This is a genomic window from Idiomarina rhizosphaerae, from assembly GCF_024159085.1.
Taxonomy (GTDB): domain Bacteria; phylum Pseudomonadota; class Gammaproteobacteria; order Enterobacterales; family Alteromonadaceae; genus Idiomarina; species Idiomarina rhizosphaerae.
Map to the genome: position 1 here is coordinate 333,910 of NZ_JAMZDE010000008.1, position 15,145 is coordinate 349,054.

At 45.8% G+C, this 15,145-nt stretch carries 13 protein-coding genes; 3 read left to right on the forward strand and 10 right to left on the reverse strand.

What is annotated here, in order from left to right; all coding sequences use genetic code 11:
* Window positions 1–31: 31 nt before the first annotated feature.
* The gene (locus NJR55_RS11910; RefSeq protein ID WP_253620143.1) at window positions 32–1,240 is read right to left on the reverse strand and encodes a NupC/NupG family nucleoside CNT transporter; all 1,209 of its coding nucleotides are present in this window, start codon (window positions 1,238–1,240) and stop codon (window positions 32–34) included.
* 13 nt (window positions 1,241–1,253) lie between these two features.
* The gene (udk, locus tag NJR55_RS11915) at window positions 1,254–1,886 is read right to left on the reverse strand and encodes a uridine kinase (RefSeq protein ID WP_253620144.1); all 633 of its coding nucleotides are present in this window, start codon (window positions 1,884–1,886) and stop codon (window positions 1,254–1,256) included.
* A 215-nt stretch (window positions 1,887–2,101) separates the two neighbouring features.
* Between udk and NJR55_RS11920 the strand changes: the two genes are divergently transcribed.
* Entirely contained in the window at window positions 2,102–4,876 is a 2,775-nt protein-coding gene (locus NJR55_RS11920) for a M16 family metallopeptidase (RefSeq protein WP_253620145.1), read from the forward strand.
* 60 nt (window positions 4,877–4,936) lie between these two features.
* On the opposite strand, the gene NJR55_RS11925 is transcribed toward NJR55_RS11920, so the two are convergent.
* From NJR55_RS11925 to NJR55_RS11935, 3 genes are all read right to left on the reverse strand, one after another.
* A complete protein-coding gene (locus NJR55_RS11925) occupies window positions 4,937–6,553 on the reverse strand; it encodes an EAL domain-containing protein (RefSeq protein WP_253620146.1) in 1,617 nt (538 codons plus the stop codon).
* A 71-nt stretch (window positions 6,554–6,624) separates the two neighbouring features.
* On the reverse strand, window positions 6,625–7,143 hold the full coding sequence (locus NJR55_RS11930) for a porin family protein (RefSeq protein WP_253620147.1): 519 nt from the start codon (window positions 7,141–7,143) through the stop codon (window positions 6,625–6,627).
* A gap of 54 nt (window positions 7,144–7,197) precedes the next feature.
* A complete protein-coding gene (locus NJR55_RS11935) occupies window positions 7,198–8,556 on the reverse strand; it encodes an MBL fold metallo-hydrolase RNA specificity domain-containing protein (protein WP_253620148.1) in 1,359 nt (452 codons plus the stop codon).
* 133 nt (window positions 8,557–8,689) lie between these two features.
* On the opposite strand from NJR55_RS11935, the gene NJR55_RS11940 reads away from it, so the two are divergent.
* Window positions 8,690–10,369 (forward strand): isovaleryl-CoA dehydrogenase, encoded by a 1,680-nt coding sequence (locus NJR55_RS11940; protein WP_253620149.1) that lies wholly within the window; start codon window positions 8,690–8,692, stop codon window positions 10,367–10,369.
* On the opposite strand, the gene NJR55_RS11945 is transcribed toward NJR55_RS11940, so the two are convergent.
* From NJR55_RS11945 to NJR55_RS11955, 3 genes are all read right to left on the reverse strand, one after another.
* Complete coding sequence (locus tag NJR55_RS11945; RefSeq protein WP_253620150.1) at window positions 10,320–10,826, reverse strand: DUF2937 family protein; 507 nt, start codon at window positions 10,824–10,826, stop codon at window positions 10,320–10,322. The genes NJR55_RS11940 and NJR55_RS11945 overlap by 50 nt on opposite strands.
* 77 nt (window positions 10,827–10,903) lie before the next feature.
* Window positions 10,904–11,806: a sensor domain-containing diguanylate cyclase gene (locus NJR55_RS11950; protein ID WP_253620151.1), complete on the reverse strand. Its 903-nt coding sequence runs from the start codon at window positions 11,804–11,806 to the stop codon at window positions 10,904–10,906.
* Window positions 11,807–11,834: 28 nt separating this feature from the next.
* On the reverse strand, window positions 11,835–12,377 hold the full coding sequence (locus tag NJR55_RS11955) for a DUF6436 domain-containing protein (RefSeq protein WP_253620152.1): 543 nt from the start codon (window positions 12,375–12,377) through the stop codon (window positions 11,835–11,837).
* A gap of 187 nt (window positions 12,378–12,564) precedes the next feature.
* On the opposite strand from NJR55_RS11955, the gene NJR55_RS11960 reads away from it, so the two are divergent.
* The gene (locus NJR55_RS11960; protein ID WP_253620153.1) at window positions 12,565–13,815 is read left to right on the forward strand and encodes a DEAD/DEAH box helicase; all 1,251 of its coding nucleotides are present in this window, start codon (window positions 12,565–12,567) and stop codon (window positions 13,813–13,815) included.
* 28 nt (window positions 13,816–13,843) lie between these two features.
* Here the strand turns inward: NJR55_RS11960 and NJR55_RS11965 are convergent, their stop codons facing one another.
* Together NJR55_RS11965 and NJR55_RS11970 are read right to left on the reverse strand one after the other, a co-directional pair.
* Window positions 13,844–14,755: a M14 family metallopeptidase gene (locus NJR55_RS11965; protein ID WP_253620154.1), complete on the reverse strand. Its 912-nt coding sequence runs from the start codon at window positions 14,753–14,755 to the stop codon at window positions 13,844–13,846.
* Between the two features lie 58 nt (window positions 14,756–14,813).
* Window positions 14,814–15,128, reverse strand: a complete 315-nt coding sequence (locus tag NJR55_RS11970; RefSeq protein WP_253620155.1) for a YebG family protein — start codon at window positions 15,126–15,128, stop codon at window positions 14,814–14,816.
* Window positions 15,129–15,145: the final 17 nt, after the last annotated feature.

The window sequence follows — 15,145 nt, forward strand, 5'->3', positions numbered from 1 at the left end:
CCCAATATTAGGGCGTGTTGACGTTTGCTGATTAGGTCAGAGAAACAAAGAAACCAGCAATTGCAGCACTCATCATGTTTGCCAAAGTCGCCGCTAATAAAGCACGCATACCTAAACGAGCAATGTCATGGCGTCGGCTTGGCGCCATACCGCCTAACCCGCCAAGCAAAATGGCAATAGATGAAAAGTTCGCGAACCCGCAAAGCACAAAGGTAATGATTACCTGAGAGTTTTCACTTAACTGATCTTTGTAATTGACAAAATCGAGGTAGGCAACGAATTCATTAATAACCAGCTTCTGGCCAATAAAGCTTCCCGCCAGGTTCGCCTCATCCCAGCTGACCCCTAATACATAGGCAACAGGCTGAAATACATAACCAAAAATTTGCTGTAAGGTGAGTTCAGAATACCCAAACCAGCCACCAACCCAGCCAAAAATACCGTTAACCAACGCAATAAGCGCAACGAAGGCTAACAACATAGCACCAACGTTCATGGCTAATTGGAGTCCGCTGGATGCGCCCTGCGCCGCAGCATCAATAACATTTGCAGAATTGTCTTCTACTTCTACTTCTTCTAAATCGTTACGCGGTTTCTCGCACTCGGGAATCATCATCTTCGCCATGAGGAAACCGCCAGGAGCTGCCATAAAGCTTGCGGCAATCAGGTATTTCAACTCAACTCCAACACCGGCGTAACCCGCTAAAACTGAACCGGACACCGACGCCATTCCCCCCACCATCACGGCAAAAAGCTCAGAACGGGTCATCGTTCCGATAAATGGCCGTACCATCATAGGTGCTTCGGTCTGGCCGACAAAAATATTAGCAGCGGCGGACATGGACTCCGGACGGCTGGTACCCAGCAGCTTTTGCAGACCACCACCAAGAATACGGATGACCCATTTCATAATGCCTAAGTAGTACAGAACCGAAATGAGTGAAGAGAAGAATACAATAACGGACAGGACTTGAATGGCAAAAACGAAACCAAATTCTTCAGACGCCAGACTGCCAAACAGAAAGTTTATACCGGCTTGAGTGTAACCTATTACCGCCGAGACACCTTGCGCAAAACCGAACAGTAACTCTCGTCCTATAGGCACGTAAAGCACAAACCCAGCCAGTACGACTTGAATGCCAAAAGCGCCGATAACAGTACGCCAGCGAATGGCTTTACGGTTCGTTGAAACTAAATAAGCAACAATAAAAATGACGGCAACGCCGAGAATACTATTCATAAAAGAACCAATTTTATTCCGCCAGCAACTGACGTATTTTTGTTTTTATAATATCAATGGCGATTTCGTTTTGACCACCGCGAGTGACAACGAGATCAGCAAACTGCTTAGACGGGAATATAAAGTCAAAGAATGCGGGACGAACATACTGCTCATATTGCTCAGTAACCGACTGCAAAGTGCGGCCACGCTCTTCAATATCGCGTTTTATACGGCGCAGCAGACAAATATCCAAAGGCGTGTCCATAAATACCGAGATATCAAACTGTTCACGTAACTTTTCGTCGGTTAACAACAAAATACCTTCAACCATTACGACTTTTGCCGGAGCAACCCGTATGGATTTTTCCAGGCGGGTATGTGTAGTATGGCTGTACTGTGGCATATTGACCGCTTCACCGGCTTTTAACTGCCGCAAATGTTGCATCAGCAAATCGTGTTCGAAAGCGGCAGGCTGATCATAGTTAGTTAACACCCGTTGTTCCATAGTCATATGACTCTGGTCACGGTAGTAAGCGTCTTCGGCCAGAATAGCAATGCCGTCAGTTCCTAATTCAGCCACTAACTCCTGATACACCGTTGAGGCAAACAGGCTTTTTCCCGACGCTGAGGCGCCAGCTATCGCTATAACTGTTATTTTACTCACAAGCTTCCGTTTCTATTTGCTGCAAACCGCGCGCAATTATCCTTGATTGTCTGTGTAATTAAAAGACTTGACTCACACCTTTATTGTCATAACTTGGGGCGATAATCGCCCATATGTTTAATTTCGTTACAATTTAGCCTGAACATAAGCATGCATATCAGTACACCCTCTCGTATAGTAAGTTCGCTAATTAAAAAAATAATTCAGGAACCACTATGAAAATGATGAAAACTTTAACTGCCGTAGCCGTAACCACGGTGTTACTAGGCGGTTGTCAAACAACTCAGTCGGCTAATAATGAACAAGCGGTGAGCCAGTCGCAATTTCCAGAAGTAAAGGTCAACTACGAGACATTTACATTGGATAACGGCTTAACGGTTGTTGTTCATGAAGATCGCAAAGCGCCTATTGTTGCGGTAAACGTTTGGTACGCCGTTGGCTCTAAGGACGAGAAAGCCGGACAAACTGGTTTTGCTCATTTATTTGAGCACTTAATGTTTAACGGCACCGAAAACTACGACGACGAATACTTCGGTCCTTTTGAACGCGCTGGTGCAACAGAAATGAACGGTACCACTAACAATGACCGTACCAACTACTTTGAAAACGTTCCTACGCCGGCACTGGATATGGCGTTGTGGATGGAATCTGATCGTATGGGTCACTTGTTAGGAGCCATAACTCAGGACAAACTCGACGAACAGCGCGGCGTTGTACAGAACGAAAAACGTCAGGGTGAAGCTCAGCCTTATGGTAAGGCCTGGAGTTATATCGCCGAACAAACCTTCCCCGAAGGACACCCTTACTCATGGTCAGTTATTGGCTCCATGGAAGACCTAAACGCAGCTTCTCTGGACGACGTACACCAATGGTTTGAGGATTACTACGGCGCAGCTAACGCAGTTTTGGTTTTAGCCGGAGACATTGATGTTGAAACCGCTAAAGAGAAAGTGACCAAATACTTTGCTGATATTGGTCCTGGCAAACCATTGCAAAAACAGGAAGCCTGGGTCGCAAAACGCGACGCGCAAAAACGCTCGACTATGGAAGACCGCGTTCCGGCTCCACGAATTTATAAGGTTTGGAATACTGCACAAATGGGGACTGCCGACTCCGAATACCTTAACCTGTTGGCTGACATTCTGGCTAATGGTAAAAACTCACGACTTTATGAACGCTTAGTTTATAACGAACAAATTGCCAGCTCTGTTGGTGCCTTCCAATATGGTCGCAAACTCTCTGGTCAGTTCTTTATTACGGCTGATGCCAAACCGGGTGTTGAGCTTGAAAAAATTGAAAAAATTATTGATGAAGAACTTGCACTCCTGATACAAGAAGGCCCGACAGCGGCTGAATTACAGCGCACTAAATTCAGCACCACAGCAGACTTTGTTCGTCGTGCTGAAAAAGTCGGAGGCTTTGGTGGTAAATCAGACATCCTGGCTTCGGGAGCGGTTTACCATGACAACCCCGGCTTCTACCAACAAGAGATGGAATGGACAAAACAAGCTTCCGTCAATGACCTACAAAATGCGGCAGAACAATGGTTAAGCTCTGGTGACTTTGTGCTTAATGTTGTACCACAACCTGAATATATTACCCAGGAAACTAATGCCGATCGCTCACAATTACCTGACGTTGGCGACTTGCCACAGCTAGAATTGCCTGAAGTTAAAACTTTCACCTTATCTAATGGTTTAGAAGTTTATCTGGCTCAACGTAGCGATACGCCAACCATCGAAATGAGTCTGGTCTTTGACAGTGGTTACGCCTCGGACGTCGGTGCGAAGTTAGGAACTGCCAGCTATACCATGTCAATGTTAAAAGAAGGCACTGAAAACCTTAGTGCGTTAGAACTTAACAAGCGTCTTGAGTCTCTGGGAACTAACCTGAGCGCCTCTGCTGGTTTGGATAGTTCACGTATTAGCATGGATACACTCAGTGTAAACTTTGCCGAAAGCTTAGCTCTGATGAACGATGTACTACAGAATCCGGCTTTTTCTGAAGAAGAAGTTGAACGCAAGCGTTCAAACTGGATAGAAGGCATTCGCAAGGAAGAGGCTCGCCCTCAAACTCAGGCTTTACGCGTTTTGCCCGGCTTAATGTTTGGCGAAGGACACGCCTACAGCCAGCCACTAACTGGCTCAGGTACGCCTGAATCCATTAAGTCATTAACTCGTGAGGACTTAGTCCAGCACGCTCAAACCTGGTTACGCCCAGATAACGCAAAACTGGTGATTGTGGGTGATACCGACGTTGAACAAGCTCAGTCTTTATTAGAAGAGCAATTTGCCAGCTGGCAGGCTCCGGCTTCTGATAAGCCAGAAAAGACTCTTGATACTTCGATGGCATCTGAAACCAGTCGCGTATTCCTGATTGATAAACCAGGAAACCCTCAGTCAGTGATAATAGCGGGTCAGTTGGCTCCTTCTGGCCAAGTCGACAATGCTGATACTATTGACGTAATGAACACCATTCTTGGCGGCAGTTTCACCAGCCGTCTGAACATGAACTTACGTGAAGACAAAGGCTGGTCTTATGGTGCTCGCTCTATTTGGTTAGATAACGAAGGCCCAGGGTTACTAATTGCACTGGCTCCGGTTCAAACCGATAAAACTAAAGAGTCGATTCAGGAAATTATGAAGGAGTTTACTCAATATGAAGGTGACAAGCCTGCAACCGAAGACGAGCTGGCAAAAGTAAAAGCTAATAAAACAGCTAAATTACCTGGCGCCTACGAAACCAAAGGCAGCTTACTTAGCGGTTTAGTCAGCACCTTTAATAAAGGCAAAGATGTTGAGTACCTCGAAAGCTATGGTCAGCGCATAAACGCCATTACGCTTAACGACATTCGGGATAATGCGGACAAGGTTCTAAAACCTGACGCTATGACCTGGGTTATCGTTGGTGACTTAGCAGAAATTGAAGAAAAAGTACGTTCACTGAACTTAGGTGAAGTCACTATTTTGAAAAGCGACGACGTACAGTAATCGTTAATTCAACTTCGCAATATAAAAGGCCGCTTCATTCAATTGAAGCGGCCTTTTTATTCAGTTCAAAGTTGGTTCAACCTGAGGGCTGGGACGACCAATGTAGTAGCCTTGTAAGTACTCAATTTGTTGATCACACAAATAGCTGTTTACTTCCTTATTCTCAACAAATTCAGCCACAATAGGAATATGTAATTCCTTACAGATACTGATCAGACCATTCAGAATACTGGCGCTTGTCGGGTCATGTAATACGTTTTGAACTATGCTGCCATCAATCTTCAAATAATCTGGGCGAAGACTTATCAGCCGCGAGAAGTTTGAATAACCGACACCAAAATCATCTATCGCAATTTGACCGCCTAAACGTCTGACATCTCGGGCAAATGCCTGAACCTTGCTAAAATCTTCTGTCGATTCGGTTTCCGTAATTTCGAAAATAAGTTGTGCTTTCTTGTGTTCTGACAGCACATAATGAATAAAACTGACCGTCTCTTCATTCAAAATATCTTCAATGGAGACATTCACGGATATTGCGACCTGGTATTGCTCGGACGTTAGCACCGCCTGTTCAATGACAGAGCGGGTAATTTCACAGTAATAACGTGTTGTCTTTGCCTCGTCTAAAAACAGTCCCGGCACTAAATCCTTATTGTTGTCTCTTAACCGGACTAGCGCCTCGTAATAGCTGGGCTGATTTTTATTCGTACTTTGAATGGGTTGGTAGTAATTGACAAAACGATGATCAACCAGCGCTGACTGAATTTTAGGAAGCCAGTTCACTTTATTCTCGTCCAGCAACTCACGCTCATAAACCGCTTCCACCTTGTAGCCTGAGTAAATGGCTTTCGCTTTGGACAAAGCGCTTTCCGCAAGCTGTAACTGTTTTTTACGCCCAACACCCATGCCTATGGCGACATCCAGAGTGACATCACTACTTTCCACTTTGAGTTTGTGTAACGACAACGCCTTGTAAAAGCTAAGCAGTTGTCTCTCGAATAAACTGGGGATCATTCTGAAGTCTGGAATTAACGCAAATTTATCGCCATGCAAACGGTAAATGTTGATGTGTTTGGTTCGCAAAAATGCCGAAGCCCAGTCACTAAATTCACGCAGTAACGCGTCACCAAATTCTAAACCGTAGAAATCGGCGTAACTTCGAAACTTACGGATATCCAGTACGGCAAGACATTGAGCCCCTACCCGCTTAAGGTCGTTGAGCAAGTCTATTCGGGTAGGAAGAGCGGTTACCTGATCAAAACGCGCTTCCTGTAGTAATTCATCCAGGTGAATCTCTCGTGAGATATCCTGAAACAACAATATTTGCTCAGCTAAAAGGCCATTAGTTTCGTATAAGGGAATTGCAATACAGCGACACCAGCGCCTGCGGTTGGTACTTGTCAGGCAAAGTCGGCCATCCCAGACTTCACCATTAGCGGCAGCTTGATTTATCTCACCAGTAACATCGTTGCGACTATCAATGTGGAGAAACTCAGAAAATGCGGTTGTGCGCTTTAAATAGTGAACTCCTAACAACTTATGCAGAGATTCACTCATCCAGCGGATATTACCGTCCGGCGACAAACGTGCACATATTGCAGCAGACTCTAACGTATTTATATACTGCTTTAATAAAAATGGATTACGCATCAGTGCCTGCTCAGTCAACGTCAACAAATTAAATGTTACTTTTTTGTAATGTACCGAATCCGTTCCGATAATGACAGTCTGTTACAACAGGTATTTCATCAAAACCTGTAGGTTACGCCTATATTTAACGCATTAATTGTGTATTCGTCTTTATCAATCAATTTTATCCAGTCAATAAAGTAAGTTGTTCTGGGGTTATGGTCATACTGAACCCCGCCGCCGTAGCTAATACTGTTAAGCGTTGTATCTTCACCACCTACCGTAAACTTCCCGCGCGAAAAGCCACCGGTAAGATACAAAGCGACGTCGGGAGACAAATACAAACGAGGCTTAGCTAAAATACTGGCCGTGTAATCGGTTTCAAACTTGGTGCCGTTATCACTGCTGCTGTGTACGCCAAAACCGTAGCGCGCCTCTGCCGAAAGGCTGTTGCTGTAACGATAACCCAGCATCAGGTTAATCGCATGAGGGGTAAATGAAGGTGCGCCCTCAAGCTCAGTATCAACATTCAACTGAGCTAAAGATGCGGCGCCATAGTAACCGCTGTCCTGCGCTTGGGCAAACACACTGAAAAATAAAAGCGTACTACCACATAAGACAACTTTCAAAAACTTCATGCGACTTCCTTATTAATCTGGTAACCCTAAGTGGGAGTAGTTTACCAGACTCTGTTAGAGGTGATATACCCCTTGGTAATCAGCAACATCGACATTATATGAGGTGTTCTGCATTAAATAGTCACGGAAAGTTTCCAGCGCATCTAACTCACCATGCACCAATTGAATTGGTGTGTTTGGTTTTAAACTGGACAGCTCTAACCAGTCAGCGATTTCCTGATAATCGGCATGTCCTGACAGTCCTTCTAAGGATCGAACTCGAGCTTTTACCGGTAACCATTGGCCATGCAGCTTTATCGACTCCACCCCCTGCAGCATTTTAGCACCACGAGTCCCGCCTGCCTGATGCCCACTGAATAAAACCGTCGCGCGATGATCACTCAACCAGCGTTTAAAGTGATGCAGAATTCTTCCGCCTGTCGCCATACCACTGCCCGCAATAATAATGTGAGGCCCCGATTGAGACGCAATAGCTTTTGATTCATCGACAGAACGAGTGTACTCAACTCTTGAAAATGTTCGGGAACAATCTGAGTCCGTCAATTTATGAAGGTTGTGGAAACGCTGGTAAAGTCCCGAAACGTTAATAGCCATGGGAGAATCTAAATAGATAGGTTGTTTAGGTACCCGCCCGTCATCCATCAACTTAACTAACAGATATTGCAGCAGTTGTGCTCTACCGACTGAAAAACTCGGGATTAATAACACACCACCGGACTGAGCCGTCTCATTGACCACTTCTGCCAACTGATCTTCCGCATCTTCGGTTTTAGTATGAAGCCGATTGCCGTAAGTTGACTCAAGCAGTAGCAAGTCCAAATCTGGTAGCGGTTCAGGTGGATACATCATAATATCCTGCGGACGCCCAATATCACCGGAGAAGCCAACACGTTTACCTTCAGCTTCAATAATGACGCTTGAAGCGCCCAGAATATGACCGGCTGGCTGCAAAGTCACTTTAATATCGCCAATCTCAAATTGTTGATGAAACTCAACGCCCTGAAGCAGTCTTATGGCTGACTTTGCCATTGCTTCATCATACAAAGGTTCCGGTTTTTCATGGCGGCTTAGCTTATGTTTACCAAGGTATTTCGCATCTTCTTCCTGAATTCTTCCGCTATCTGCCCACAGGATATCGCACAAACCAGATGTTGCGTGATGTGCGAAAACAGGCCCCCGGAAGCCTTCTTTATATAGCACAGGAACAAACCCCGAATGATCAAGGTGAGCATGAGTCAATACAACACCGTCCACCTGATTAATACCCATTGGCAAAGGCTGCCAATTACGTCGCCGCAACCACTTGTAGCCCTGAAAAAGACCGCAGTCTATTAGAATTCGGGTTGATTCTGTTTCAACTAAATATTTGGAACCGGTAACCGTTTCCGCACCACCTAAAAATACGACTCTCATTGCGTGTCCTTATTTAAACCGACAACAAAGTATCTCACTTCACTGTCGTAGAAAAATAGACGAAAGACAACTATTCGTGCATTGACGATCATGAATAACCTTGCTTCACTCAATTAAGACAAGGAGTAAGAACATGACTCATAAATATCCCAGAGCCGATCAGTTTATGGCCAGCACCCACCAGGTTGAGAATCAGCCGCCGGCGCTGGAAAACTATAATCTTTACCTGGCTGATAAAGCACTACGAAAAGCCGTTGAGCGCGAAGGTGCCAGCTGGGCTTATTCCGATCTTATTGCCTTTGGCGAACTGGCTGGTAAGACTGACAGTATCGAACAGGGGTTTCAGGCAAACAAATACCAGCCTGAACTGAGAACCCATGACCGTTACGGGCACCGTATCGATCTCATCGATTTTCACCCGAGCTATCACCAGCTTATGTCGACAGCCATCAAGCATGGGTTACACGCAAGCCCGTGGAGCGAACCCAAATTAGGAGCTCATGTTGCACGTGCCGCAAAATACTATCTGCATACTCAGGTAGAAGCGTCTCATGGCTGCCCTATTACCATGACCTTTGCCTCTATACCCGCACTAAGACACCAACCCGATTTACTTAAAGAGTGGGAACCCAAAATTACCGCCAGGCATTACGACCCCAGGAACATCCCTCATACCGAAAAAAGTGCCGTGACCATTGGTATGGCAATGACCGAAAAACAAGGGGGTTCTGATGTCCGGCTGAACAGCACTCGCGCTTACCCAGTAGACAAAGAAGGTTCAGGCCAGGCCTACGAACTGGTTGGTCACAAATGGTTTGTGTCAGCGCCAATGTGCGATGCTTTTCTGGTGCTTGCTCAAACAGCCAGCGGGTTATCCTGCTTTCTGGTGCCGCGCTGGCGTCCAGACGGTTCAAAGAACCCAATTCAGATTCAACAGCTGAAACAAAAAATGGGGAACGCGGCCAATGCCTCCAGCGAAACTGAGTTAAGAGGTGCACTGGGCTGGATGGTAGGTCAAGAAGGCAAAGGCGTTCGTACTATTATAGAAATGGTGGCAACGACCCGCTACGACTGCATGATTGGCTCCTCTTCCGGCATGCGACAAGCCGTGGTTCAGGCCATTCACCACGCCAGCCATCGCGAAGCTTTTGGCACTAAATTAAGTGAACAACCGCTAATGCAAAATTTGCTGACGGACTTAGCCATTGAAAGCGAAGCCGCCATGACTTACATGATGCGCATAGCGCGGGCGATGGATAACCAGGACGACGAGCATGAAAAGCTGTTATCCCGTATTGCCACGCCTATAGGCAAATACTGGATTTGTAAACGCACACCGAATCATGCTTATGAGGCTATGGAAGTGATTGGCGGTAGTGGTGTTATGGAGAACCACATTATGCCCAGATTGTTCAGAGAGTCGCCAGTGAACGCCATATGGGAAGGCAGCGGTAATATTCAATGTCTGGATGTTCTCAGAGCAATAGAAAAACAACCAGAGGTTCTCGATGTCTATTTTGCCGAACTGCAACGGGCACAAGGTGCAGATAAACGGCTCGACCAGTTTATTATGCGATTGAAAAGTGAGTTTACGGACAGGAATATGCTTCAGTATCGTGCGCGCAGTATAACGGACAGTATGGCCGTTGGGTTACAAGCCGCTTTATTAGTTCAACATGCCAGCACCGACGTTGCCGATGCTTTTTGTGCCAGCCGTTTAGCAGCAAGTACCGGACTCAACTATGGCACATTACCCACAGGGCTTAATTGTGCTGCGATTGTCGAAAGGGCCTCGCCAGCAGACGCACAATAAGTTCGCCAAATACCGCCAGCAACAAGCCTGAAACTAAACCAAACAAAATAGCGCCGGGGTTGAGTTTTACAGTATAAGAAAAGCTGCTGCGAACCTCGCGCTGAATGTCCTCAACGGGGGTGAAAAACGCCTGTTGATAAGCACTCCAGGCATTTTGACTGAAGCTACGAAAGGCTTGTTCTAACAGTTGATTACGTTGGTAAATGGCACTGATGCTTTGCCCGCCTTCCTGAAACACTCTGTCGTCACTGGCCTGATAGTGAGCAATAAGTTCCTCAATACTACCGTCGAAAAATTTTTCGGCTTCATCACGAAACTCGTTCAGGCTGCGCTCTGACTCAATCATATGAGCCTGCAAACTTTTACCGTACTGATCAACAAAACCGGGCAATTGTATTCCGGCAAGTACGCCCGAAATCAGTAGAATAATTCGTAGATAGGAAGTGAAGATTGCCATGGTCTCTCCTTAAAAGCCCTGAACCACTTTAGAGCAGACCTTAAGCGACAATCAAACTTAATTACGCTTCATTACACTTAACTTGTCAGCACTACCGCGTTTTTACCTTCACTCTTTGCCTGATACATGGCTTTGTCTGCCCGAGCCATAATGCCTTCAATGGTGTAATGCTCTGAAGGTTTATCGCATTGACAAAGGCCGATAGACAGCGTGACAGGTAACTCAGCATGCCCTATTCCACTCACTAACTGGCAACGTAAACGGTGCATCATGAGTCTGGCGTCTTCAGCGGAAATCATAGGGTGAATGGTAGCGAACTCGTCACCTCCAATACGGGCAACGTAATCGGTATGCCGACTGTGTAAACGAATTAAATCGGCTATTTTTTGCAATACCAAGTCACCGAAGTGATGTCCATGTTCATCGTTTATTTCTTTAAAGTCATCCAAATCGATAAAACTCACAGCAAAGGGCGTACCATGGGTTTCCAGTTGGTTTATCTCATCTTGTAATTGCGCGGTAAACGCGCGGCGGTTCATTATTCCGGTTAGGTGGTCGGTAAGAGCCTGACGTTTCTCAAACTCCAGTTCAAGACGAATTTTATCTTCCGATTTTTTCTGCAGAGTGTAATCCCGCACTATGGCTATGCCATACAGCTGGTCTTCGATATCCAGTTGATTCAGCATAATATCGGCATAAAAAGTTGAACCATCCCGACGAATTGCAGGGAAAATCAAGCCGTTCCCCATAGAGCGCCTACCCGGGTACTTAAAAAACTGTTCTAAGTGCTGATCATGCTTTTCACGCATACCTTCAGGTAACAGTTCATTAAGATGCAGTTCAAGCATAGATGACGAGGAATAGCGGAACATTGCCGCGGCAGCCTGGTTAACACCAACAATGAGTCCTTGAGAATTAATAACTAATGCACCGTCAGGTATCACTTCAAGGAACTCAATAAAGGTTTGTTTTACTTCCATTGTTATGTGGCTCCACTGTTCTGCCGCATTAAACTTTGCAATAACACCCTTTTGCAACGGTATTAACCCACTTAGGAGCCGCTGATTCCTTCGAAACTGAAGGTATCAGCTCTTCTACAAAGCTACTCTCAATAGTACAAAAAGCACCATCGGCATATGGGCCAATGTAAATCAGCTTTGATGATTTATTGAACATGATAATCGCTGGAGTTGCCGGAACGAAGCGCTTTAAGGCTGGATATTGATCGATATCAATAACCCGATTTTCTCCTCCAGATTCCGCTACCTTTCTTTTTACGCTGGCCATATGCCCGGATGAGCGCCAGTTACAAGAACAGTCCCTGGAGGTAACGTGAAAAACGCTGCCAGCAAGGGAATAACCAAGACGCGTGAGCTCAGTCACTAACTGCGGTTCCAGCTTTTCGTTATTGCTGAGCTCCAGTAATTCACCTTTTTCATCAAACCAGACCAACCGTTGTTCCAGTAAATAACTGATACCCAGAAGCACCAGCCCAAACCAGGCAACAACAGCGATAATAAGCCAACGGGAACGAGCCTTACCTGATTTCATGAGTGACAATGAAACGCCTTACTGCGAAATGATATTTTGCGGAAATGATGCGCTCGCTTTTTCAGCGGATCAAGAAAAACTTCAGCTTCAGGGTACTTTTCTAAATAAAGGTTTAGCCTCCTTTGTGATACAATGTCGAAAAGCCGCACATTAGCGCGGTATCTACTATCATAATTCCCGGAGCTTCATGTCCACAGAACAAACACCATCCTCATTCCAGTCACTCGGATTGAGCGACGATATTTTACGAGCCGTTACTGAATGCGGTTACACAACCCCAACACCAATTCAACAGCAAGCCATTCCGACCGTTATGGCCGGCCACGACTTATTGGCCGCCGCACAAACGGGTACCGGTAAGACGGCTGGTTTTACGCTACCTTTGCTGCACAAATTGTCGCAAACAAAGACCGACGGAAAGACTGTTATTAAGGCCTTAATCCTTACGCCAACCAGAGAGCTGGCGGCACAGGTTGAAGACAATTTGAATACCTACGCAAAATATACCGGTCTTAAGTCTCTGGTGATTTTTGGTGGAGTTGGTATTAACCCACAAATTAATGCCTTGCGTCGTGGTGTCGACATTCTTGTTGCGACACCCGGGCGTTTGCTGGATCACAGTCGTCAGGGAACCGTTGATTTAAGTAAAATTGACGTACTGATTCTGGACGAAGCTGATCGCATGCTGGATATGGGCTTTATTCATGACATTAAAAAAGTCATGAAGCTCATCCCTGAAAAACGCCAGACACTGCTGTTTTCAGCGACTTTTTCTAGTGAAATTAAAGCACTGTCTCAGCAGTTTATGCAGCAACCCAAGCTGATTGAAGTAGCACGTCAAAATGCCGCAGCTGATACCATTGAGCAACGTGTTTATCCAGTGGATAAAAAACGTAAAAGAGAGCTACTCAGTTACTTAATTGGCAGCCGTAACTGGCGACAAGTGCTGGTCTTTACGCGTACAAAGCATGGCGCTAACAGACTGGCAACACAGTTAACTGATGATGGCCTCCCTGCTATGGCAATCCACGGTAACAAAAGTCAGGGCGCAAGAACCAAGGCTTTAGCACAGTTTAAAGCCGGTAAATTACGAGTATTGGTTGCAACAGATATCGCTGCACGCGGTATTGATATTGATGAATTGCCACACGTTATCAATTTTGAACTGCCTCAGGTCGCTGAAGACTATGTACACCGTATTGGCCGAACAGGCCGTGCAGGAAGTGAAGGTGAAGCGGCGTCTTTAGTCTGTGTTGATGAGCATAAATTGCTGCGCGATATAGAAAAGCTAACTAAAAATGAGATACCTAAGGAAGTTATTCCGGGTTTTGAACCAGACCCCAGCATAAAGCCGGAGCCGATTCAGAAGCCTCGTACGGGGCGTCCTCAAAACTCTCGTCGTGCGCCTCACCAAAAGCGCCCGGACACACGACGTTAATTATACCGCTGACCAGCAGGACCGGACTTTACTTCAAGAAGTCCAGTCCTCCGGTTACCGCAGCAACCTGAGCTTGAATACACTGTTCAGGCGTTGCTTTCGTGCTATCGGGGTACACTTCTGTAGTCGTCGCATACTCTGCTTTGCTAAAGCTAATGCACAATCCCATTTTCGCCGTTGGCAATAAAATAACGCCACGCTGAGCAATATCTTCGCCTATCAGTTTATTTTCGTCGTCGGCATCGGCAATATGAGTCACCTCTTCCACCGAGTCTAACACCGCCTTCTGAAACTCAGGATAAGGCTTTTCTGAATTCCCAACCAAATAGAACCCATCCGGAATATTCCAGTTCGTATTAATTTTTCCATCCATCGCCGCTTTGGCCGGACGAAACTCGCTGTTATCGGTATCCGTTGTTTCGTGTAAATCTATGTGAGCCAAAATATCTACGCCTAAGCCAGCGACATAATTCATAATGTGCGCACACTCCCCGGCTGGAGAATCAGCGACAAAAGAGCGGTTAGGATCAATAGCCGCCGGATTCCAACGGTTGATGGTTTCATAGCCCCAGGGGCTCAAACACGGCGCCACCACCACATTGAAGTGTGGCTGGTAATCTTTCGCTTTGGTTTCAATAAAACGCAGCGCACCATGGACACCACTGGTTTCATAACCATGTACTCCGCCGGTAATTAAAACCGTTGGCTTCGAGTCATCCCAGTTTTTTGTTTTGACCACAAATAAAGGATAAGTAGCGCTGTCGTACGCAAGTTCACCGTATTGGTCTACATCGAAATCGCTTTTAAAGGTTTCAATCTTACTAACCACATCATCGAAGTAAGAGCGTTTTTTGGTTTGCTCGGCCAGCCACTGAGCCTTTTCCGTCGCTCCCCAGGGCGTGCCCGGTGTTCCAATATGGTAAATCGTTTGTTGCGTCATATTTTAATCCTATTCACTTAAAACAAGGCGACTATATTAGCAAAGTCTTAGCAGGTAACTAAGCCGCTTTGGTCGATTCTTTATCCGCAGGCTTGGACACTTCTGCTTTTTCTGTCAATGCTTTTTCGGTCTTAGGTTTTTTTGGCTTTTTAGCCCCTAATGCAATAAGTACATTTTCACGCTCTTTGGCTAGAAACAGAGCCATATCCTCAAGCTGTTGCTCATCAGTGAACAGTTCGCTACTTTTAATTAATGGGTTCAGGGCTTCCGCCATATCCAGAATTTTATCGTGCGCATCGGCTTCGGCTTTTGAAGTGAAGGTCATTTTCTCGGCTCCGTCGCGAATAACTACATATTGGGTTACTACAGCCATGGTATGGTCCTTTGCTG